Source organism: Anabaena azotica FACHB-119 (assembly GCF_014697625.1).
In the GTDB taxonomy this organism is placed as follows: Bacteria; Cyanobacteriota; Cyanobacteriia; order Cyanobacteriales; family Nostocaceae; genus Trichormus; species Trichormus azoticus_A.
In genome coordinates this window covers 14,147-36,255 of sequence record NZ_JACJSG010000011.1, presented here as the reverse complement: position 1 = coordinate 36,255, position 22,109 = coordinate 14,147, and the positions used below count along the sequence as shown (strand labels likewise).

Annotated in this window: 15 protein-coding genes; 6 read left to right on the top strand and 9 right to left on the bottom strand. The window is 42.8% G+C overall.

Annotated features, from left to right (window positions below):
• Positions 1–36: 36 nt before the first annotated feature.
• The 3 genes from H6G83_RS09820 to H6G83_RS09815 all read right to left on the bottom strand — a co-directional run bounded on the left by H6G83_RS09820 (position 37) and on the right by H6G83_RS09815 (position 2,623).
• A complete protein-coding gene (locus H6G83_RS09820; protein ID WP_242044515.1) occupies positions 37–1,788 on the bottom strand; it encodes a sensor domain-containing diguanylate cyclase in 1,752 nt (583 codons plus the stop codon).
• A 447-nt stretch (positions 1,789–2,235) separates the two neighbouring features.
• Positions 2,236–2,361, bottom strand: a complete 126-nt coding sequence (locus H6G83_RS35865) for a hypothetical protein (RefSeq protein WP_277876302.1) — start codon at positions 2,359–2,361, stop codon at positions 2,236–2,238.
• Between the two features lie 22 nt (positions 2,362–2,383).
• A complete protein-coding gene (locus H6G83_RS09815; protein ID WP_190470639.1) occupies positions 2,384–2,623 on the bottom strand; it encodes a hypothetical protein in 240 nt (79 codons plus the stop codon).
• A 312-nt stretch (positions 2,624–2,935) separates the two neighbouring features.
• On the opposite strand from H6G83_RS09815, the gene H6G83_RS09810 reads away from it, so the two are divergent.
• Positions 2,936–4,249, top strand: a complete 1,314-nt coding sequence (locus H6G83_RS09810; RefSeq protein WP_190470636.1) for an NAD(P)/FAD-dependent oxidoreductase — start codon at positions 2,936–2,938, stop codon at positions 4,247–4,249.
• Between the two features lie 1,296 nt (positions 4,250–5,545).
• Positions 5,546–8,713: a PAS domain S-box protein gene (locus tag H6G83_RS09805; protein ID WP_190470633.1), complete on the top strand. Its 3,168-nt coding sequence runs from the start codon at positions 5,546–5,548 to the stop codon at positions 8,711–8,713.
• A 148-nt stretch (positions 8,714–8,861) separates the two neighbouring features.
• Here H6G83_RS09805 and H6G83_RS09800 read toward each other — a convergent pair whose 3' ends face one another.
• Entirely contained in the window at positions 8,862–9,455 is a 594-nt protein-coding gene (locus tag H6G83_RS09800; protein WP_190470630.1) for a Uma2 family endonuclease, read from the bottom strand.
• Positions 9,456–10,045: 590 nt separating this feature from the next.
• On the opposite strand from H6G83_RS09800, the gene H6G83_RS09795 reads away from it, so the two are divergent.
• Complete coding sequence (locus tag H6G83_RS09795) at positions 10,046–11,281, top strand: LL-diaminopimelate aminotransferase (protein ID WP_190470626.1); 1,236 nt, start codon at positions 10,046–10,048, stop codon at positions 11,279–11,281.
• A gap of 444 nt (positions 11,282–11,725) precedes the next feature.
• The gene (gene hisC / locus H6G83_RS09790) at positions 11,726–12,775 is read left to right on the top strand and encodes a histidinol-phosphate transaminase (RefSeq protein WP_190470623.1); all 1,050 of its coding nucleotides are present in this window, start codon (positions 11,726–11,728) and stop codon (positions 12,773–12,775) included.
• Between the two features lie 228 nt (positions 12,776–13,003).
• Here the strand turns inward: hisC and acsF are convergent, their stop codons facing one another.
• Both acsF and H6G83_RS09780 read right to left on the bottom strand, forming a co-directional pair.
• Positions 13,004–14,080, bottom strand: coding sequence for a magnesium-protoporphyrin IX monomethyl ester (oxidative) cyclase (gene acsF, locus H6G83_RS09785; RefSeq protein ID WP_190470620.1), 1,077 nt, complete (start codon positions 14,078–14,080; stop codon positions 13,004–13,006).
• A 362-nt stretch (positions 14,081–14,442) separates the two neighbouring features.
• On the bottom strand, positions 14,443–15,054 hold the full coding sequence (locus tag H6G83_RS09780; RefSeq protein WP_190470617.1) for a DUF2996 domain-containing protein: 612 nt from the start codon (positions 15,052–15,054) through the stop codon (positions 14,443–14,445).
• A 566-nt stretch (positions 15,055–15,620) separates the two neighbouring features.
• Here H6G83_RS09780 and H6G83_RS09775 point away from each other — a divergent pair.
• Positions 15,621–16,904 (top strand): ankyrin repeat domain-containing protein, encoded by a 1,284-nt coding sequence (locus H6G83_RS09775; RefSeq protein WP_190470613.1) that lies wholly within the window; start codon positions 15,621–15,623, stop codon positions 16,902–16,904.
• A 60-nt stretch (positions 16,905–16,964) separates the two neighbouring features.
• Here H6G83_RS09775 and H6G83_RS09770 read toward each other — a convergent pair whose 3' ends face one another.
• The 3 genes from H6G83_RS09770 to H6G83_RS09760 form a co-directional block, all read right to left on the bottom strand.
• Entirely contained in the window at positions 16,965–17,966 is a 1,002-nt protein-coding gene (locus tag H6G83_RS09770; protein ID WP_190470608.1) for an aspartate carbamoyltransferase catalytic subunit, read from the bottom strand.
• A 159-nt stretch (positions 17,967–18,125) separates the two neighbouring features.
• Entirely contained in the window at positions 18,126–19,475 is a 1,350-nt protein-coding gene (gene mgtE, locus H6G83_RS09765; RefSeq protein ID WP_190470605.1) for a magnesium transporter, read from the bottom strand.
• A 568-nt stretch (positions 19,476–20,043) separates the two neighbouring features.
• Positions 20,044–20,907: a DUF6671 family protein gene (locus H6G83_RS09760; protein WP_190470602.1), complete on the bottom strand. Its 864-nt coding sequence runs from the start codon at positions 20,905–20,907 to the stop codon at positions 20,044–20,046.
• A gap of 352 nt (positions 20,908–21,259) precedes the next feature.
• Here H6G83_RS09760 and H6G83_RS09755 point away from each other — a divergent pair, with 352 nt between their 5' ends.
• A complete protein-coding gene (locus H6G83_RS09755) occupies positions 21,260–22,060 on the top strand; it encodes an SDR family oxidoreductase (RefSeq protein WP_190470979.1) in 801 nt (266 codons plus the stop codon).
• The last annotated feature ends 49 nt before the right edge of the window (positions 22,061–22,109 follow it).

Genomic DNA, 22,109 nt, shown 5'->3' with positions numbered 1-22,109 from the left:
GACCTCAATTCCTCCCTCCATACTGCAATGCCAAATTTAGTGATGGGTGCTTGTGTACACAGCAACCTGATTCTTAAAAGTTCGCTTTGCCTCAAGCATCGCCTGATTTGCTCGATGCAGTAAATCCTTTACTGTGATCCCAGGCTCGGATATAGCTATGCCAAAAGAAGCGGTAATACTTGCAAGAATCTGATCCCCATCCTCCACTTGCATTTGAGAAATCTCTAGCCTAAGTTGTTCTACTCGCTCAGTGAGGGTTTCCTGTGTAACATTAGGCATAATAATCACAAATTCGTCACCACCCCATCTACAAGCAATGTCAAAGGAGCGAATAGATTTTAAAAGTTGCTTCGCTAATGCCTTGATAGCAATGTTGGCAGTTAAATGCCCATAGCGCGAGTTGTACCCTTTGAAATTATCGATATCAAGAAAAACAACACCAAGGGTCTGTCCCAACCGTTCAGCCTCCGCTAATCTCTGCTCTGTGATGGTTTGCATATAGCTAGGATTAAATAGTTGGGTCAACCCATCACGTAAGTTATCATGGGTTAAACGTTGTTTCATTAACAGATTATTCAGCGCTAAAGCTAAGTATTTAGCAATTATCTCAGCAATTTGTTGTTCTTCTGCGCCTATTTCTTCAAGAGTATGGATATGTAAAAAACCTAATACTTCAACTTGTCCTAATAATGGGACACATAAATGTGAGCCGCTAATAGGCTGTTTTAAATGGCTACAAATCAACCCCATGTTATGAGGCGATAACAAGTTTAATTTCCCTCTCCGTAATGCCCAACAATCAGATTGCGAAAATACTTCTTTACTTTGCTTTTCTCCTCCCCAAGAAGTCTTCATCTCCACATAATTTTTGGAATTAGCAATTATATTGATACAACCACTCATACTAGGAAAAAGCTTAGTACAAGTCAAAGCCACCACTTGATAAACTTCATCTTCAGACTCGCAAGTATACAGCATATTCACCATATCTGACAGATATGTAACTTGCTGATTTTTGGCTTCTAATATTAAAGTTTTTTGTTCTAGTTGCCGACTTAAATCGACAATCTGTCTTTGTGCTTCTACAGATTCTGTAATATCTATGCTAATTACGCCGATGCGACGTTCTCCTGTTGTATGGTCGTTAAAGGGAAATTTAAATGATAGCCAGTAATATGGTTGTTTACTACCCGGTATCTTTACCTCTTCAATTAACTTTAATGGGCGTTGACTCTTCAAAACAATTTGGTCGTTTTCCATGACCTGCCGCCCCTCTTCTGGATCGGGCAAAAATTCTCTATCCGTTTTTCCTAACCATTCAAGTGGGCCTACCAAAAACTTAGATTGTATTTCTTGATTGTAGTAAATTACTCTAGATTGTTCATCTTTGATATAAGCTCCAAATGGGCCTTGGTCTAAAAACAGGTGCTGCATCTGCTGGCTACGTTGAAGTTGGCGGGCATCTTCTTGAAATTTGGCAATTACCTCTACAATTTGATAAGCGGTTGGCATCAACCAAATTAAGGTAGACAAAGAAATAAATGCCATGATGTTGAGTACGCCTAAGTGCAGCAAAGACATTTGCATATGCGGCTCAAATATCGCTAAGACATGATGAAATCCACAAAACAAGATAAATGCACCTGATAAGAAAAAGGCTAACCAAAATTGAGAAGGCACATTTGCTTTAGTTCTGCTAAATAAAACTGCTATGACTATGGGGATACCCAAGTATGAAAATGCAGTAATGCTATGAGCAATTATGTAATTCCAGTAAACAACTTCCATTAGTAATTTAATATAGCTGTACTCTTAAGAATAACTCTGGTGTTCTACAACACCTTGTTAATTATTTGACTCTTCTATATATATATTATGAACTTCTGAGCATGATTAGGCATCGGTATTTGAATAGCATCCACTCAAATAGCTTTGCAAATATTTCTTTGGATTAAATAGCTATCTATCTATAGACAGATGTATTATTAAAAATAAAAATTAGCCCTAATTAATACTAATAGTTTTCAGCTATGCAGTGGCTGAAAAAAAGTTACCTTGAACACATTGACCAAGCCCTTCGGTTAGGAAACAGGGTGAAAATCTTACCCGAAAACCTGGTTATGATCTGTCTAAATTTTTTATAAAAGAAAAAAATAAGTAAGTTGTTCCCATTTAACTTACATCACTAGGGCGGGCTGTTCGGCTCACCCTACAAGAGTTTCATCTAATTTCAATTTATGGATGAATTTGGTTACGAGTAAACAAGCACAAGAGCGATCGCCGCCACAATGCCCACATCACAAAGTTTAAGGTAATTTTATTTACAATATATAAATAACCTCTTAACAAAGAGGTTGGCATTAGTTGCAAATTAAATTCACGCTTATTTATTAGTTTTTTCGGAATCTGAGATTTTATCCTGCTTCACTTTTTTAATTAATTCTATATAAATATTAATTTCACTCACTTCTATATCATGTTCAATTCTAGTTACCCTCCAATTTTCTCTATTAAGATATATTTCTTCTCCCACCCTGGGAACAAATTGTAAATCATAAAACTTTTTTAGATAATCTTTTTGTTTCTCTTCCCATAAGATAACTTTAGCGCTTTCTATACTCATTGCTGCTCCTATTTTGTAACTGAATGAAAATCCGTAACTTCATTACCCTAATTCAGTAAGTTTATCTTACTAACTCCATTCAAGAGCGTAGCGAAGACCACAAAATAGAGCAGGGTGTTATGCGGAATATTGTTTTACTTTAAATTTAAAATTTTTGGATAAACAGGAGTTGGTAAATGTAAATAATTCTGTGCGATTACTTACTTTCATGATTTTTTCAATTGTTCTTAATTAACGGCAACCCATATCATGATTCTGCTACATCTTTGTTAATAAAAGTTATAGTTTTCTTAACAGAAGGAAATATTTATTATGGAAGTTGCGCTTGGTAAGAATAAACCACATAATGTTGTTATCATTGGTGGTGGCTTTGGTGGACTATACACAGCAAAAAATCTCAAGTCAACAAATGTAAATGTTACTCTCATCGATAAGCGTAACTTCCACCTATTTCAGCCACTTTTATATCAAGTAGCCACAGGAACGTTATCACCTGGTGATATTTCTTCACCATTGCGATCTGTCTTCAGTAAAAGCAAGAATACAAAAGTTTTGTTAGGAGAAGTGAATGATATTGATCCAAAAGCACAACAAGTGATCATGGGCGATCAAGTTGTCAATTACGATACATTAATTGTGGCTACAGGTGCTAATCATTCCTACTTTGGTAAAGATAACTGGCAAGAATTTGCTCCGGGCTTAAAAACTGTTGAAGATGCGATAGAAATGCGTCGCCGGATATTTGGCGCATTTGAAGCAGCAGAAAAAGAAACTGATCCCGAAAAACGCAATGCTTTTTTAACTTTTGTGATTGTGGGTGGTGGCCCCACTGGTGTAGAATTAGCAGGTGCGATCGCAGAGTTGGCATACAAAACTCTCAAAGAAGATTTCCGCAACATCGACACCTCAGAAACGAAAATCTTACTATTACAGGGTGGTGAGCGCATCCTCCCACATATCGCGCCAGAGTTATCCGAAGAAGCAGCCATATCTTTACAAAAGTTGGGCGTGGTTATTCACACCAACACGAGGGTGACTAACATTGAAAATAACATTGTTACCTTCAAACAAGGGGGAGAAGTGAAAGAAATTCCCTCACAAACTATATTATGGGCAGCAGGTGTCAAAGGCTCCGCAATGGGACAAATCTTAGCCCAACGTACAGATGTAGAATGCGACCACGCAGGACGTGTAATTGTAGAACCAGACTTGACTATCAGGGGTTATAAAAACATATTTGTAGTGGGAGATTTAGGCAACTTCTCTCATCAAGATGGTAAACCCTTACCTGGCGTTGCACCCGTAGCCAAACAACAAGGAGAGTACGTAGCTAAACTGATTAAACGTAGGCTTAAAGGTCATACTTTACCACAATTTCATTACAATCATGTGGGTAGTTTGGCCATGATTGGGCAAAATTTAGCTGTTGTAGATTTAGGCTTAATTAAACTTACAGGTTTCCTAGCTTGGGTATTTTGGCTAGTCATTCACATTTACTTTCTCATAGAGTTTGACACTAAATTGCTAGTGGTGTTTCAGTGGGCATGGAACTATATTACTCGCAATCGCCGCTCCAGATTGATTACAGGTAGAGAAGCTTTTGTACAAGTAAAAACTACTAATTAATAAGTAGGAAGACACAAATAAACTGAACTACAAAAGTTCTAGTCAAAAAGCTAAAAACCTCTTCCCCTCCTTGGGGTAAGGCTGTTTCATTCCTTTGGAGCAGGATTTTGTCAAGAGTATCAGCCAAAAATTTGAGAAAGTGGGCAATCGAAAAATTATACCGATTCAAAAAATCTTGGCAACACAACCATTATCGGTAGGGGCGTACAGCTAGCTGTACGCCCCTACCCACGTATTTGTCGCTTTCTTTTTTCAGATATAATTATGATAACTGTTTAAGCGGACATGATATAACTTGTGATGCGCTAACTTTCCAAAAGTTATAGCTACAAAAATTGCGATCGCCTCGACGAACTTATAGCGGTTTTCAAGTCAGTGAGGTACAGAAAAAATGATTGAACGCAGATGTTGGCGTTCGCGGTAGCGTCTCGTAGAGAAGCCAATGCTTGGCAACGCTACCGCGAACCCGAAGGGTTCGCAGATGGACGCAGATGAATCTGTATTCTATCCGATTGCAATCCGCTATATTCCAAAAACTGACCTCACACAAACTTGCGTTGCGCCTTAAATAACCTACTACATCGCCAAAGAATGAAAAAAATACCATATCTGTGAATTGACTATTTGGCTCAAGGCGTTAGTTCACAGTCGATTTCTCTTTACACGCACAATAATATAATGTTATACTTTATACGTAATTTTTTAGAGCATTTTCACGTATGATTTTTTTAAATATTGATACTTCTCACCTCTCTACTTTACTTAAGTAATAAAAGTATAAAGTGAAACTGATTAGCTTTTACCTAATTGTTAGAGCTATAGCAGTCGAAGCATAGGTTAGGAAATCATACAATTTTAAAACCTTTAATTCCAAAGGCTTTCAGCCCTGTCACCTGTTCCCTATCACCTGTCCCCTGCCATACCTGTGAGATTTTTTTCACAAAAATATCTCTTTGACTGTATTGACAAACAAGTTATTTATGTATAATAAAGCATCCATATATTTAATAGGTTAATAGCAGGTTATGATCCAGCCCCAAGGAGAAACTTGACCATTAACAGAAGGGTGAAAGCTTGATCTAATTAAACAGGTGAACAAGTAGCTCTTGGAGAGATTTATGGTGTGAACAAAGCCAGTAGCAACAAGATTATATTACCAACGCCACGCCTGATGTGGTTTTGTGGCAAGCAGCGTCAGAGTTCGCATCAAGTATTGCGTTTCATATCTACCGAATACTTGAGATGGAATCTCAGGAGCTAATTCCTAAATTGTTCACGACTAGCTAGGAGTAAATCATGAGATTGGTCAGCAAAACTAGCGTTACGAGTGTTTCATCATACACGGTGCTGATTGTAGAAAACGTCTCCGCAGACCGGGAATTGTACCGCCGTTGTTTGCTCTCCGATCCCAAATGCTGCTATACCTTGCTAGAAGCACATTCCGCCACCGACGCTATGTTGATGTGCCAGAACAAGCAAGTTGACGGAATTTTAGTTAATTATGGGCTACCGGATGTGATGGGGCTGAAATTCGTGCAGGAATTGCAGACCAGATTTGATGGTACTCATCCCCCTATAGTCATGGTCAGCAGTGATAGTGACCCGTCGATCGCTGTGCGTGCTATCAAGCTAGGGGCTGAAGATTATTTAATCAAGCAAACCTTAATCCCAGAGCAGCTTCAGTTATCAATGCGGAGTGCGATCGAAAATGCCCGGTTGCGACTTGATTTGCAGCACCAAGAAGAGCGGTTTCGCATTTCTATTGAAAATATGCTAGACTGTTTTGGTATATGCTGTGCCATTAGAGATCACACAGGACAGATTCTCGACTTTCGGATTGACTACTTAAATGCGGCCGCTTTAAAAACCCATCAGATGAGTGCAGATGACATTGGCAAAAGTCTCTGCGAACTCTTCCCAGCTTATAGAGAAACTGGGCTGTTTGAAGAATGCTGTCGGGTTGTGGAGAAGGGAGCAGCGCTGGTCAAAGAAGAATTAATTTATGCAGATGTGTTAGGGACTCAAGGTCTCACCCACGCTTATGATATCCGCGTTAACAAGCTTGATGACGGACTAGTGCTTTCCTGGCGTGATGTCACCGATTATAAACGCTCCCAGTTGGAGTGTAAACGCATTGAAGCCGAACTGAGCAAACGCGAAGAAGTCTTGAATCTGTTTGTCAAATACGCGCCTGCGGGAGTAGCAATGTTTGACCGACAGATGCAGTATGTATTGGTGAGCGATCGCTGGTTGACAAGCTACGGGCTAGAAGGTGAAGATATTGTCGGACGCTCCCACTACGAGATATTTCCCGAAGTCCCTGAACAGTGGCAACAAATCTACCAGAGTTGTTTAGCAGGAGCCATTGCCGCCTGTGAGGAAGATGTCCTTCCCCGTGCCGATGGCTCAATTGATTGGGTGCGATGGGAAATTCATCCTTGGTACACAGACACCTCAGAAATTGGTGGTATCATAGTTTTCTCAGAAGTAATTAGCGATGTCTTCGACGAGCTTCGCTTACGCAAACTCGCCGAAGACCGATTGCGTGAGAGCCAGGTTCGCTGCCATACCATCGCCCAAGCAGTGCCGAGTCTGCTGTTTGAGACAGATGCAGCAGGTGCAAACACCTGGACGAGTCAACAATGGTGCAAGTTTACCGGACAGACACAACAACAAGCCAGAGGTCAGGGTTGGGCAGAGGTAATACACCCCCAAGACCTAGCGTTAAATCTAGAACAGTGGCATCAATCATTACAGAACAGTATACCCTTTGAAGTCAAGCAGAGGCTACGACGCTTTGACGGTGAATATATCTGGTTTCTTGTCAGGGCCTTGCCGATGCGCGACCAGGAAAACAATGTAGTTTCTTGGGTGGGTGCAGCAACAGATATAAACGATATTATCCTCGCCAAGACAGCCCTAGAGGAACGCGAGTCCACCATTGGTCAGCAGTTGGCGGAACTGGAAAGTATTTATGCTACCGCTCCGGTAGGGTTGTGTTTTCTCGATAGCAACTTGTGTCATGTCCGGATCAATGAGCGTTTAGCCCAAATCAACGGTGTGAGTGTGGCTGATCATCTGGGGCGTACTGCCCGCGAATTCATCCCGGAACTCGCACACATCCTCGAACCGTTACATCAGCAAGTGATGCAAACTGGAGAACCTATTCTCAATATTGAGATTCATGGAACCACCAAAGCACAACCTACAACAGAGCAAGATTGGATTGCCAGCTATTATCCACTCAAAGATGCCACAGGTCAAGTCTTGGGTATCAATGTGATGGTGCAGGACATCAGCGATCGCAAACGTTATGAACAGCAATTACAGGAGTCTGAGAGACGATGGCAATTGGGAATGCAGGTTGCAGGCATTGCCCTAGCTAGAGTAGATTATATCACCAATACCGTGCAACTTTCCCCAGAAGCGGCGGTTTTATACGGGCTTTCCCCTGAGCAATTGGTGGTGACGCGCGATCGCTTCCATGCCACTTTTCATCCCGAAGAATGCGTCATCATGTCCGAGTTAATTGAACAGCTATTTGATCCCCAAGGAACAGGATGGTTTACCCATGAACACCGCGTCGTTTGGGACAATGGCGAAGTGCGTTGGCTCAATGTACGTAAGCAGGTGTTCTTTGAGCATTTTGGTGACTCACTACGCCCAAGCTATGCAATTTTAGCGGCACTTGATGTTACCGAACGCAAACAAGCCCAAATCGAACGTGAACAGCTTTTAGCTCAAGCCCAGGCTGCCCGCGCCGAAGCCGAAGCCGCAAACCGCTCTAAAGACGAGTTTGTGGCTTTGATAGCCCATGAGTTACGCTCTCCCCTCAACGCAATTACAGGTTGGACACAGCTGCTACAAACTCGTCAGCTTGATGCCGCAACAACAAAAAAGGCATTGGAAACTATCCTGCGGAATACTCAGGCACAGGTGCAATTGATTGAAGATTTATTCGACGTTTCCCGCATGGTGCGCGGTACGTTGCAGTTAGATTTCGCATTGGTTAATTTAGTAGATATTGTAGAGACGGCTGTGGAAACCGTCCGTCCCACTAGCGAGGCAAAGTCACTGCAAATAGAAACGCAACTACAAGATGTTGCCCCTGTTTGGGGAGATTTTTCTCGCTTGCAACAAGTTATTCTAAATTTGCTCACAAATTCCATCAAATTTACCCCAACTGGGGGACATCTGCAAATCCGGCTCAATGAGTACAACTCACAGGTTCGCATACAAGTGAGCGATACTGGACAAGGTATTAGACCTGAATTTTTACCCCATATCTTTGAGCGATTTCGCCAGGATCAGCACAACGTCACAGTGAAACAAGGTTTAGGCTTAGGGCTAGCGCTTGTCAAATATATTATCGAGCAGCATGGTGGTACAGTCACAGCCGAAAGCTTGGGTGAAGGGCAAGGCTCAACCTTTACCGTATTACTACCACTGCCGCAGCAAGATTAGGTAGGTGACAGTTGACAGTTGACAGGTGACAGGTGACAGGTGACAGGTGACAGGTGTTATTCTCCCCAGATCCCCCAGCCCCCACTCCCCACTTTGATATAGCTGAAACTGCAAGCTAGATACGATTAATTGATCCACTGATGCGCTATCAATGTTGATTGCGAATAACCTGTTGAAATTCAGCCACTGCATCATACTGGTCAGGCATAGCAATATAATCTAATAACAAAGCTGGGTCTAAATTGGGAAAAAACCTACTGCGATTTACTTCCTCATACTCACCACTGTCGTTAAGACTGAATATTTTTAATGAATTAGATTTCCAAAACCAAACTTCCGGCACTTTTTTGGGTTTGTATAATTCTTTTCTATTAATAGTCCCACTGGTGACAATAATTTCTAGAACGATATCAGGAATTTCTTTTTCTGTGCCGATGCTGTAAGATTCATCTGGTGTGCCAGAAGCATAACCAGGTTCCTCAAGGGTGAAACCACCACGGGCATAAAAGCGGATACCTAACTCTCTCATGTAAGTTTCTAGCAACAATCCGAGAGTTCTTTTCACTTTCTCATGTTTATCGCCTACCGGGGACATGATTTCCAACACTCCTGATAAATAAGTTAGTTTAACGCTGTGGTTGTCCTGAAGATGTCCTTCAATACCCTTGAATTGCTCCCAGGAAACATCTTTGAGCGTTACTAATTTTTCTTCTGTGGGCTGGTCTACAAGTGGGATGCTCATAATAACGCTGCCTTAACAAGAATTGTCTGATGTTTACTAATTTTACTTCTAGTAGGGAGTGGGGGGAGATGAGGGAGTAACCCACCCCTAGCCCCTAAGAGGAGGGGAAAAAGGAGGGGGAGAAAGAGTTTTCACGTCATGTGGAAAAGCTAACGCTAGACCTAACCCCCCAGCCCCCTTCCCTACAAGGGTTGGGCAGGGTGGTTTCATACAATCAGAGAAAAAACTCGTCTGTTTCAAAGCCTCTCCCCCCGTGGGGAAGCCAGTTGCGTGGGCGGGTTTCCCGACTTGAGCTTGCCTGGCGTGAGAGGTTTGGAGAGAGGGCAAAATCTCTGCTACAACACCAGAAATCAGAACTGATAAATTTTTCTTTTTCTGTATGAAACCACCCTGCTTTCCTACAAGGGTTGGGGGAGCAATTAAAGCTTCTCTCCTTGTAGGGGAGAGGAATGAAAGTGGGGTTTTCCATATCCCGTGAAAAGTCAGGGGGGGTTGGGGTGTTCACTGTTAAAAATTGCTTTGAGAAAGGGAAAACATTGATAACTAATTCACAGTAAGCTGTTTTATCTAGGGATTTTTTCAACTTTAGTATGGCAACGATTAACGATAACTATCTCAAACTGAAAGCAGGCTACCTATTTCCCGAAATTGCGCGGCGGGTAAATGCCTTTGCGGAAGCTAACCCGGATGCTAAGATTATTCGCTTGGGTATTGGTGATGTGACAGAACCCTTGCCGGAAGCTTGCCGTACTGCCATGATTAAGGCAGTGGAAGAAATGGGCGATCGCGCTTCTTTTAAAGGTTACGGCCCAGAACAAGGTTATGCTTGGTTGCGAGAGAAAATTGCTAGCCAAGATTTCCAAGCACGGGGTGCAGAGGTAGATGCGTCGGAAATCTTCATTTCCGACGGTTCTAAATGCGATACAGGCAACATTCTCGATATTTTTGGCAATAACAATACTATTGCTGTCACTGATCCTGTTTATCCAGTATATGTAGACACCAATGTTATGGCAGGACATACTGGCCCTGCTAACGACAAAGGCGAGTTTGCAGGTTTAGTTTATTTACCTGTCACCGCCCAGAACAACTTCACTGCGGAAATTCCTTCCCAAAAGGTAGACTTAATTTATCTGTGCTTTCCCAATAACCCCACAGGTGCAACCGCCACTAAAGAACATCTCAAGGCGTGGGTGGATTATGCTAAAGCGAATAACTCAATTATTTTCTTTGATGCTGCCTACGAATCATACATCACCGACCCGACTCTACCCCATTCTATCTATGAAATTGAAGGGGCAAGAGAAGTGGCGATCGAGTTTCGTTCCTTCTCCAAAAATGCTGGCTTCACCGGGACTCGTTGCGCCTTAACTGTTGTCCCCAAAACCCTAACAGCCAAAGCCGCCGATGGTTCTGATGTGGAACTGTGGAAATTGTGGAACCGTCGCCAGTCTACTAAGTTCAATGGTGTATCTTATATTGTCCAACGGGGAGCGGAAGCGGTGTATTCAGAAGCAGGAAAATCACAAGTCAAAGCGCTTGTCAACTTCTATTTGGAAAATGCCAAAATCATCCGTGAGAAACTCACAGCCGCAGGACTATCAGTATACGGTGGTGTCAATGCGCCTTATGTTTGGGTAAAAACCCCCAATGGACTTTCCAGTTGGGATTTCTTCGACAAGCTACTACAAACCGTTAACGTAGTGGGAACCCCTGGTTCTGGCTTTGGTGCGGCGGGTGAAGGCTACTTCCGCATTTCTGCATTTAACAGTCGGGAGAATGTAGAAGAAGCAATGAAGCGAATTACCGAAAAGTTTAAACTATAATCATCTACGGTGGGCAATGCCCACCCTACAAATACTGATAGGACTTACGCAAGTGTCATCATCAAACTAACTGTAGGGTGCGTCAGCCCCAATAATTTCGTACAGATTGAAGGATTTTCCACATCTGACGCACCCTACCCTATGTGCCAGTTGCGTATGCCCTGACTGAGATGTTTCTAGAAATCGAATTTTTATATGGGAAAAGACTTGGTTTGTCACCAAGCCTTAAGTAGAAGTAGAATCTATCTGAATAATTTAACTCTTTCAGCTTACGAGTTCATCACTCTCTGGATAGTATTTAAGTCTGAGGAAATGTGATATTAAAAACTTTTATTTTTTACAGATATTTGTAGTGAATTATCAATTGGTCTTATAATTCCTGGCGCATAGCCGATTGATTTGTCAAGCCGTCCAAGAAGGACGGGGTTTCTACCCATTTTTCTGATGAATAATTACTTTCGGTCTAATGTAGAGGCTATGGCTAGCTATGTCCCTGGTGAACAGCCACCACGGGGTACACAGGTGATTAAACTCAACAGTAACGAGAACCCTTACCCCCCTTCGCCTGCGGCGTTAGCAGCACTCAAAGATATTGATAGCGAATGGTTACGGCGATATCCAGAACCATTTGGCGGTGAGTTTAGACAAGCCGCAAGTAAAGTTTTAGGTGTTCCTGATGATTGGATTATTGTTGGTAATGGTAGTGATGAAATCTTAAGCATAGTCATTCGCGCTTGTGCTGAACCGGGACGAAAGGTGGTCTATCCTATTCCTACTTATGTACTTTATCGTACATTAACCGAGATGCAGGCGGCGGACATTTTAGAGATTCCCTACAAAGAAGACAATGTTTTACCTGTGGCGGAATTGATTGCCGCTAATGGATGTGTGACATTTATTGCATCACCCAATAGTCCTTCTGGTCATGTTGTACCCAATGATGATTTACGCAAGTTAGCTAGTGAATTATCTGGGGTGTTAGTTATTGATGAGGCTTATGTAGATTTTGCTGAAGCAAGTGCTTTAGATTTGGTTCAGGAATATGAAAATGTGATTTTGATTCGCACGCTGTCTAAGGGATATTCCTTGGCGGGGTTGCGTTTAGGGTTTGGGATAGGCAATCCTCAGTTATTGGACGGATTGTTGAAAGTGAAAGATAGCTATAACATTGATGCGATCGCCTGCAAAGTTGCTACAGCCGCCATCAATGACCAAGCCTATAAAAATGCTTGTGTAGCCAAGGTTAAAGCATCAAGGACTCAGCTAGCAACAGACTTGACAAATTTGGGTTTCCGTGTATGGGACTCCCACGGCAATTTTTTACTCACCCAACCCCCCGCAGGAAACGCCGAATACCTCTATCAAAAACTCAAAGAACAGAAAATTCTCATCCGCTACTTCAAGCAACCAGGACTAGAAGATAAACTACGCATCACTGTCGGTACTGATGAGCAAAATCAAATTTTGGTACAGACATTAAAACCCTTACTTTAACGTGAGTTCGACCAGCTTTGTTTTGACCTCACCCCCGACCCCTCTCCTTCGAGGAGAGGGGTCGGGGGTGAGGTTTTTCGTTTCTCCTCCCTCTCCTCGTAGGAGAGGGAGGTTGGGAGGGAGAGGTTCATCGAACTCATGTTACTTTAACCTGTCCCCTGTCCCCTACTATAAAAAAGTGGCTCTGTATAAAACAGAACCACTTAAATATTGTCTAAATTTGAGAACTTAACGCGCTGCACCTTGAGCGGAAACAGCATCAATTGGCTTCATTAAGTACAGGCGCAATAACTGCCAACCAGTGGAAACCAATACTGGTAATTTTTGGAAGAATTGCAGGAATTTTGGTGTTTTGGATTCGGCGATCGCCGCTAACTTTTCGTTATTCTGGACACAGATATCCAAACGCTCGTAAAATTCTGGACTATCCACATCCAGAATTACAGGGAAGACTCTACCTGCGGTTTCGTTGGTCTTCTTAATTACATAGATGTCATATTCCCGCGCATCTAAACCGATAGAAGCGTAGAAGTCTTTACGCTGAATATCGTTGAGATACATGGTGGCAAATACCGACAACAGGAAGAAGCGACTCCATAGTTTCGCCCTCCAGTCGTTCAACATTTGCGGCTGGGATTTCATAATTGCATCAAAGAAATCACCGTGACGGTTTTCATCCTGACACCAGTTTTCAAAGAAACGGAAAATTGGATAAATTCTGTCTTCAGGATGCGCTTCTAAATGGCGATAAATGGTGATATAGCGCCAGTAACCTATCTTTTCTGAAAGATAGGTCGCGTAGAAAATAAATTTTGGCTTAAAGAATGTGTAATTGCGGCTCTTGGTTAAAAATCCTAAGTCAAGAGACAGGTTAAAATCTGACATCGCTTTGTTCAAGAAGCCAGCGTGGCGTGCTTCATCCCGTGACATCAGGTTAAAGCATTCAGCCAAAACGGGGCTTTTGTCTTTCAAACGGCGACCGAGTTCCTTGTAAAGCAAAAAGCCGGAGAATTCTGCCGTACAAGACCGTTCTAAAAATTCCACGAACAAGCGGCGAGTATCCCCGTCAATGTGATCCCAGGATTGTGCAAACTCGGCATCCCGCACAAAGTGATGACGGTTGTAGTCAGCACGGAACTCTTCGAGAATGGCTCTCAGCTCGTCTTCGTTGACGGAGATGTCCATCCGTGCCATCTCATCAAAATCAGTGGTGTAAAACCGGGGTGTTAATAGAGTTTCCTTGGCCGGGACTTTAATTCCTGGCCGTATTTCTTCAAAGCCTGGCTTTTTTAGGGAATCTACCATGTCCTAACTGCTCTTTTGTTTTTATTATCTTGACCACGCCGTGAAAGCTAAAGGTTATGCCCTCACAAGACGTAACAGCAGACAATATTGAATTTGTATAAATCTCAGTCTACCAAGGTGTAGAGGCAAACTGGTAGAGAAAACGTTAAGAGTTGCAACAATTTGGGAGGGGGAAAGGGGAAGGGGGAAAGGGGAAAGGGGAAGGGGGAAGGGGGAAGGGGGAAGGGAAAAGGGAAAAGGGAAAGGGGGAGTAATTATTTTCTCCTCTGCTCCTCTGCTCCTCTGCTCCTCTGCTCCCCTGCTCCCCTGCTCCCCTGCTCCTCTGCTCCCCTGCTCCTCTGCTCCCCCATCTCCCCACTCCCTTAATTCCTACCTAGCCATTTTTGACCATTCAAGCGATAGACAAGACGAGATACCAACATATCAAGGGTAATTTTCCGCTCGTCAATTAAGAATGATTCTAGAGTGCTGGGTCTTCTGCCTTCATTGCAGGAAAAGCCTTTTTTGCCCTGGATGTCTTCATCGGGGAAATAGACATTAAACTGGCGCTGGCCGCTTTGCCAACTGCCAATTACTTGCCAGCATTCTTCAGAGGATGCTATACCAGCGATGGGTAGCTTTTGCTTGGCGAAGGAAAGCTGTAAATCTTTCACTCCTTCTGAGGCGATCGCTTTTTGCAAAGCTGGCAAATAATCTTGCTCCATGAACTCTACAAATGGCTTGTCTTCCACTGCTGGGGCTTTCTCTTTTTTTGCGGCTTTGGCTGCGGCTGGGGCAGGTTTTTCTGCTGGTTTGGCCGCGTTAGGATTAGTTTCTGGGTTAGCCGTTGCGGGATCTGGCGTATTCGCGGTAGGAATGTTTGTCGCTACTGCTTCGCTAGTGCTGGGGGCGTTTTCTTCAGAGACAGAGGGCGCTTTCTGTTCAACGGTGCTAGGGATCGCGTCTGCTTGATTTTGGTTATTTGGGTTTGCCATTGCTCAGGTCTATCCTTTGTCTAACTGGAAAATAAGGGTTAGAGGCGCTTAGGCTAGAGGCTGGAGAAGTGACATTTTTATCACTTCGTTGTGTATTTTATTACATTTCCTCTTAGCTTGTAGAGTGTTTGCTGACCTCTAGGTAACAAATTACCTTTATTTTGACATAGGATTGGCGCTCAATAGTTATTAAGGGAATTTCTCACAAAGTTAGAAAAAAATATTATTTAAAAGCTGTCAAAAAATCTATACAAACTGATGGTAAATATAGACAAGATACAAGATTATACAAAGTAATGGTGATTATATACAAGATAAGGTGTATTTATATGCCGAACACTTAGCAATCATATATAGCAGGGGACAGGTGACAGGTGACAGGTGATAGGTAAGAAAGCTTTTCGTTGTAAGGATTTTATGATTCATAAATGTCCGCGCCCTATGTGGCGATCGCTATATTTCGGCTAGTGAGGTAACGAAAATCGGCGAGTATCTTGCCAAAGTACCTAAAGCATCTGAGACTTAATTCTGGAACTAGATATTTAACTCCCTATTGGGATTTATACATGAGTGATCACAACGAGATTTTATTGCTAAAGGCTGCGAAAAGTGGCGATATCAAAGGTCTGGGTGCGCTGCTGGCGGCTGGTGTTAGGGTGGATGGGTGCGATCGCGATGGCACTACGGCGTTAATGTTTGCTGCTAATCTCGGGTATACGGAAATTGTGCGATCGCTCCTCGATGCTGGGGCAAATGTGAATTTGAAGAGAAAGCGCTATGGTTTGACGGCTTTGATGTTGGCTGCTATTGCTAAACAAGTTGACATTGTACAGCTATTAATTTCTAGAGGCGCTGATGTAAATATTACCAATGAAGATGGTAGTACAGCTTTAATGGCAGCAGCTTTGAAGGGTTATGTAGAAGTGGTACGGGTTTTATTAGCTGCTGGTGCTGATGTTAATATTACTGATAAAGATGATGACAATGCTTTAAAATTGGCTGTCAAACAAGGACAAGCTGCTGTAGTGGAGTTAATTCTACAAAGCGGTGCAGATGCTAATACCCAAGATGAAGTAGGGGATACGCTGTTGATGCTAGCAGCTGATTTGGGACATTTGAATGTGGTGGAAGTGTTGCTAGCTGTTGGGGCTGATGTCAACCAAGAAAATCAAGATGGTGGGACAGCATTGTTAGCAGGTGTAGCAGCAGGAAATGGAGCGATCGCAGAAATTCTACTAAACAGAGGTGCAAAAGTAAATCACCAAGACCAAGATGGTGAAACAGCTCTACACTTGGCTACGGTGGAAGGCTACGTTGATGTGGTACAAGTGTTACTTAACCACGGTGCAGATACGCAAATTAAAAACAACTTGGGCGATACACCGTTATTAGTAGCAGCATTGCAGGGACATCATCAGATAGTCGCAACATTACTGGGTTCTGGCGCAAGTTTAAATGAAAACAATCTAGGTGAGACAGCTTTAACCTTAGCAGTATCTCAAGGTCATACCGAAACAGTAAAGATATTATTAGACTACGGTGTTGATGTTAACATTCCCGCAGGCGATGGTAAAAGCCCCTTAATCAAAGCTACAGAACGTAATCATCCAGGGATAATTCAGTTATTGTTGGCGAAAGGTGCTAATGCTAATTACCAAGACTCTGTAGGCGCTACAGCTTTAATTTGGGCTGCTTCTGGTGGTTACAACAAAGCAGTGCAAATCTTGCTGGAAACTGGGGCTGATACAAATTTAAAAAACCGTGGTGGTTACACAGCTTTAATGATTGCCGAGTTTAATGGCTTTAGGAGTATAGTTCAGAGTTTAAAGCAAGCTGGAGCGCAAGAGTGATAGTAATTCGTAATTAATAAATAATCCTTCTTTACTCAGTACTCAGCACTCAGCACTTAATTAGGTTTTACCGCTACCTATTAGGTACAATAAAGCCATGCGTACAGCTACGCCACTGGTGACTTGAGACTGAATCAAACTAAATTCTGGGTCATCCATCAAGTCGGAACTAATTTCTACGCCACGGTTAACTGGGCCGGGGTGTAAAACTTTGACGTTTGGCTGACATCGTTGGAGTTTGGCGCGGGTAATGCCAAATAATTGGTGATACTCGCGTAAACTGGGGAGTAAATGGGCTGTCATGCGTTCTTTTTGCAGACGCAGCGTCATGACAAAATCAGCATTTTGCAAAGCTGGTTCTAATTCCCAATGAATAAATAGTTGACCAGGGGGTACTGGTTCATCCTCAAAAATGTACTCGGCAAAGAATTTAGGTAATAAAGTTGGTGGTGCGGCTAGATGTACTTGTGCGCCGCTAGCAATTAAACTCCAAATATTCGACCTGGCTACACGGGAATGGAGGATATCACCAACGATCGCAATTTTTTTCCCTTTTAACAATTCCAACCTGGGATTAGCTGGGTCAATTAAACTACAAATGGTAAATAAATCTAACAATCCCTGAGATGGATGTTCATGTTGACCATCACCCGCATTGAGGACGCTAACACGTACACCTAAACGATCCATTTCTTGAGCGATCGCATTTGGTACGCCTGCTTCCTTATGGCGGATCACCATAATATCAGTTCCCATCGCTAAATATGTCTTTGCTGTATCAAGAATTGTTTCTCCCTTGGTCATGGAAGAAGTAGATGCAGCAAAGTTTAGTGTATCCGCACTTAAACGTTTAGCAGCAAGTTCAAAACTGCTACGAGTGCGGGTAGATGGTTCAAAAAATAGATTCGCCACCACCTGTCCCTGTAAAGCTGGTACTTTCTTCGTCCGCCGCGATAATACCTCTTGAAAACTAGCAGCAGTTTGTAAAACAATATCGTATTCAGCCGCCGTGAAGTCAGCTAAAGAAAGTACGTGATGACGAGTCCAAGTCGAGGTAGGCATAAATCAATGGTCAGTTGACAGTTGACAGTTGACAGTGGACAGTTGTCAGTTGTCAGTTGTCAGTTGACAGTTGTCAGGTTATTTCCACTGTTCACTATTCACTGTTCACTATTCACTGTCAACTGTCAATTGTCAATTGTCCATTGTCCCCAATACCCATCAAGCTGCTAAATGAAATACATTCAAGGCTGTGGAAATTAGGGTGAGGAAGGTTAAGAAGCCGATGGTGTCTAGCATTGTGGTGACTAAGGGGCCGCTAACTAGGGCGGGGTCTAGTTTGAGGCGTTTTAATGCCATTGGTAATAAAGTACCAAGTGTAACAGCCACCATTGTATTAGTTGCCATGACTGTCCCAGCAATCACAGCTACCCATCTTTCTTGGGGTTTAGCCCAAATTAAGGACAGTCCAAACATAGTGATAGCTAAAACTACCGCCGTCCCTAAACCTGCAAGAATTTCTTTCCGCAGAATTTTCATCGTGTCTTTAGGTGTGACTTCACCTATACCTAAACCCCGAATGGTAACTGTTAATGCTTGGATGCCAACAGTACCGCCTGTATTCGAGAATATTGGCATAATCACGGCTAAGACTGGTACGGCAGAAATGACTGATTGAAAGGGGGCGATCGCACTGGCTGCACCAATATACAATGCCATTATCCCCAACAACCAAGGTAAGCGGTTGCGGATGGTGAGTAGGGGAGGCGATAAGGCGGCTTCATCACCGCTTACACCGGCTAACTTTTGAATGTCTTCTGTGGCTTCTTCTTCTAAAATATCGACTACATCATCGATGGTAATAATACCGACTAATCGCTCTTCCCTATCAACTACGGGGATAGCAATTAAGTCATAGCGCTTCATGACTTGTGCGACTTCTTCCTGGGGTGTATCGGTTCTAACTTTAACTACGCGATCGCTTGCTATATCACGAATCAGCACTTCGGGAAAGGTGAATAACAATTGCCGCAAAGATACCACCCGCACTAGTTTTCGGTTGTCGTCGGTAACGTAGGCGTAGTAAATCGTTTCCTTGTCTTCGTCTTGACGGCGAATTTTGCTGAGGGCTTCTCCTACTGTCAAGCCTTCGCGTAACCGGACGTATTCTGTCGTCATCACCCGCCCGGCTGTTCCTTCGGGATAGCCGAGAATGGTGGCGGTGGCTTGTCTTTGTTCTGGACTGAGTTCTTTCAATAAGCGCTTAATTACCCCAGCCGGCAGTTCATCGAATAATTCTGCCCGTTCATCAGGACTCATCTCTTCTACAAGTTGCACTACTTGCGCGTCATGCAGGGAATTAATAAGTTCTTCTTGAATTTCTGTGGGTAAATATTCAAATACGTCAATTGCTTGATCTTTGTTGAGGAGACGAAAAGCGATCGCTCTCTGCTTTTCTGGCAATTGTGCAATATACTCTCCTACATCTACGGGTTGTAGCCGATTTAAGTCCCATTTCAGCCGATTTAAGTCAGCTACATCCAGTGCATCGCGAACATCCTGTGTGAGCATGATCCTACTTACCTCCTATTGTCTCCCCCGCGCTGGGAGACAAGCTCACCAAGCTCAGGGGAGGATAATACTGCCGTCTTGTGGACTTTTGTCCATAAAATTTCAAAAATTGAACTCGATAGTAAACTAGGGCATTACTAAGCCTTCATCCTAGCTCGGAAATTGGTTTTCCGATAGCTTTGAGATGAAATTGTGCCAAATCTAGAAGATGCACACAATCTTCAGCTAAATATTACCTTAATGCTTGCTAAGTTAATGTAAATTTTACTACTGTTGCATTTTGTGTCAAGTCGTTCCTAAGATTTACTTTTAAACTTCACAAATTCAAAATGTCTATGACCTAAGTAGCAAGACTTTTCAGCTACACTTGGAAGTCCAAAAGCCGAAGTCTAGTATATACACTTAGTATTTTTATGGTCAGCAGATACAATTGCTAGGTTGACTAAACTAAGTAGGTAATATCAAGCCAAATTGTATAGCTGTCGCCAGATAGATGAGGATATAACTTATCATAGAATTTTGCTCATTAACAAGGCTTTCAAACCTGTCTGCTGTTTCTTGCTATAAATCAAGGATTACAATACATACATTGGGCTGGATTGGCAAACTCTATACCATTAGGAAATAACTTTTCTTGCCTAAAACTACATTTTTTACATTGGTAAATCACTTTCAGCGTTAAGGTGGTTGGCATCTGACATAGCTCACATGGTAATCCCTGGATTTTTTCAGTTATTTCCCATCCAGGGGTATGACATTGCGGGCAACAACTGCTAATTTTATTGAGTAAATTCTGAGTAGCTTTGGCGATATTGTTCATGCGGGTTGGGTTGTACATTGCCCGCATATCTGTCTCAATATTTATTTTTCCATCGGTTGAGTTTTGCAAGGCAAACTCAACAGCTTCTATTAAATCTGACTCTTTGATAATACCTTTGATTATCTCATTACTTCTTTTTCGGGAATGTTCAAACCAGATAACTAGACCATGTTCAGGAAACCCTACTTTTTGAGCAAAAATGTATGCCTCATCTAAATTTTTTATAACTTGATGGCTAAAGTTTGTATCTGTAGAAAATTCTTCACCAATAATTTCCAGGTTGTTAACTTTATCTAAAAAAATTACTATTTCTCTATTAGAGTAGATGTAGGGTACTAATGGATGAGGCGCAAAACTACCTTCACTGGCGATCGCTAAACTTTCTCCTGTTATTTCTAAAGCTTTTTCAGCTTTTAATTTAGCTGCTTCTATTTGCGTTCCAGTGCGTTTTATTTCCCTAGTAAATGTCCCAAAAATATCTGTATTAAAATCCGGCGGGACTATAATTTTCATGCCTAACTCCTGTTCTAATAGGGGAGCAATTACTTTTTCTTTTTGGTGCATTGTCGCCAATACAGCCAGGCGATCGCTAAATAATTGCTGATAATTCATTGTCTGCCTATCCCTGTTAGTTAAATATCTACATTTTTGCCATTTTAAAACAGCTAACTCTTCTAATTTTATAAATGGAAGGAGGAAGGGGGAAAGGGGAAGGGGGAAGGGGGAAAGGGGGAGTAATTATTTTCTCCTCTGCTCCTCTGCTCCTCTGCTCCCCTGCTCCCCTGCTCCCCTGCCTCCTGCCCCCTGCCTCCTGAAGATACAAATCTTTGATTAGGGTGCTTGCTTGTTAATGGTTGTCTATGATAGGTTCTTATAACTCTTAAATACGTTAACTCTACCGATTTACCGTATTTTAGATTTGATTGTGCAAATCACTGTAATCCTCAATGCTTGGCAGTTACCTATGAGCTTAGAACTAAACCTGACGGGTAAAACAGCGATAGTGACGGGAGGAAGTGCGGGGATTGGACTGGCGATCGCCAAAGCTCTTTATAGTGAAGGGGTGAATGTAGCGATCGCAGCTCGTAACCCAGAAAGGTTAGAGAATGCCGTTAGTGCTATCCAATCCTTACCCACACCAGGGGCAAAAGTAATCTCCATCAGTGCTGATTTAACTCAAGCCGAGAGTGTTGAGCAAGTCGTATCAACCACCTTGGCGCAGTTTGGGCAGATTGACATCCTCATCAACAACGCAGGTTCAGCTCGTGCTGGCTCATTTCTAGACCTGAGTGATGAAGTCTTTTTAGATGCTTGGAAGCTAAAGTTACTCGGCTACATTCGCTTGGTTAAAGCCGTTGTTCCCCATCAAAAAGACCGCCGTGATGGACGCATAGTCAATATTATCGGTGGTGCTGGACGTACACCCCGCCCAGGCTTTCTTCCTGGTGGAACAACAAACGCCGCCCTCCTCAACTTTACCAAGGGCATTTCCAAAGAACTAGCCGAGTACAACATTCGCATCAACGCCATCTCCCCAGGCGCTACTGCTACCGAACGGGCTGAACGTTTAGCAGAACAAAATGCCCAAGCCCGTGGGATCACAGTTGAGCAAGCTAAGGCAGAAACCTTACAAGGAATTCCCCTCAAGAGAATTGCCCAGCCAGAAGAGATTGCTGCATTGACACTATTTTTATTGTCCGACCTCGCAGCCTCAATTACAGGCGCAGAGATTCTTGTTGATGGCGGAAGTACACCGGGGGTTTAACTCAGTTGTCAGTTATCAGTTATCAGTTGTCAGGTTATTTCCACTGTCC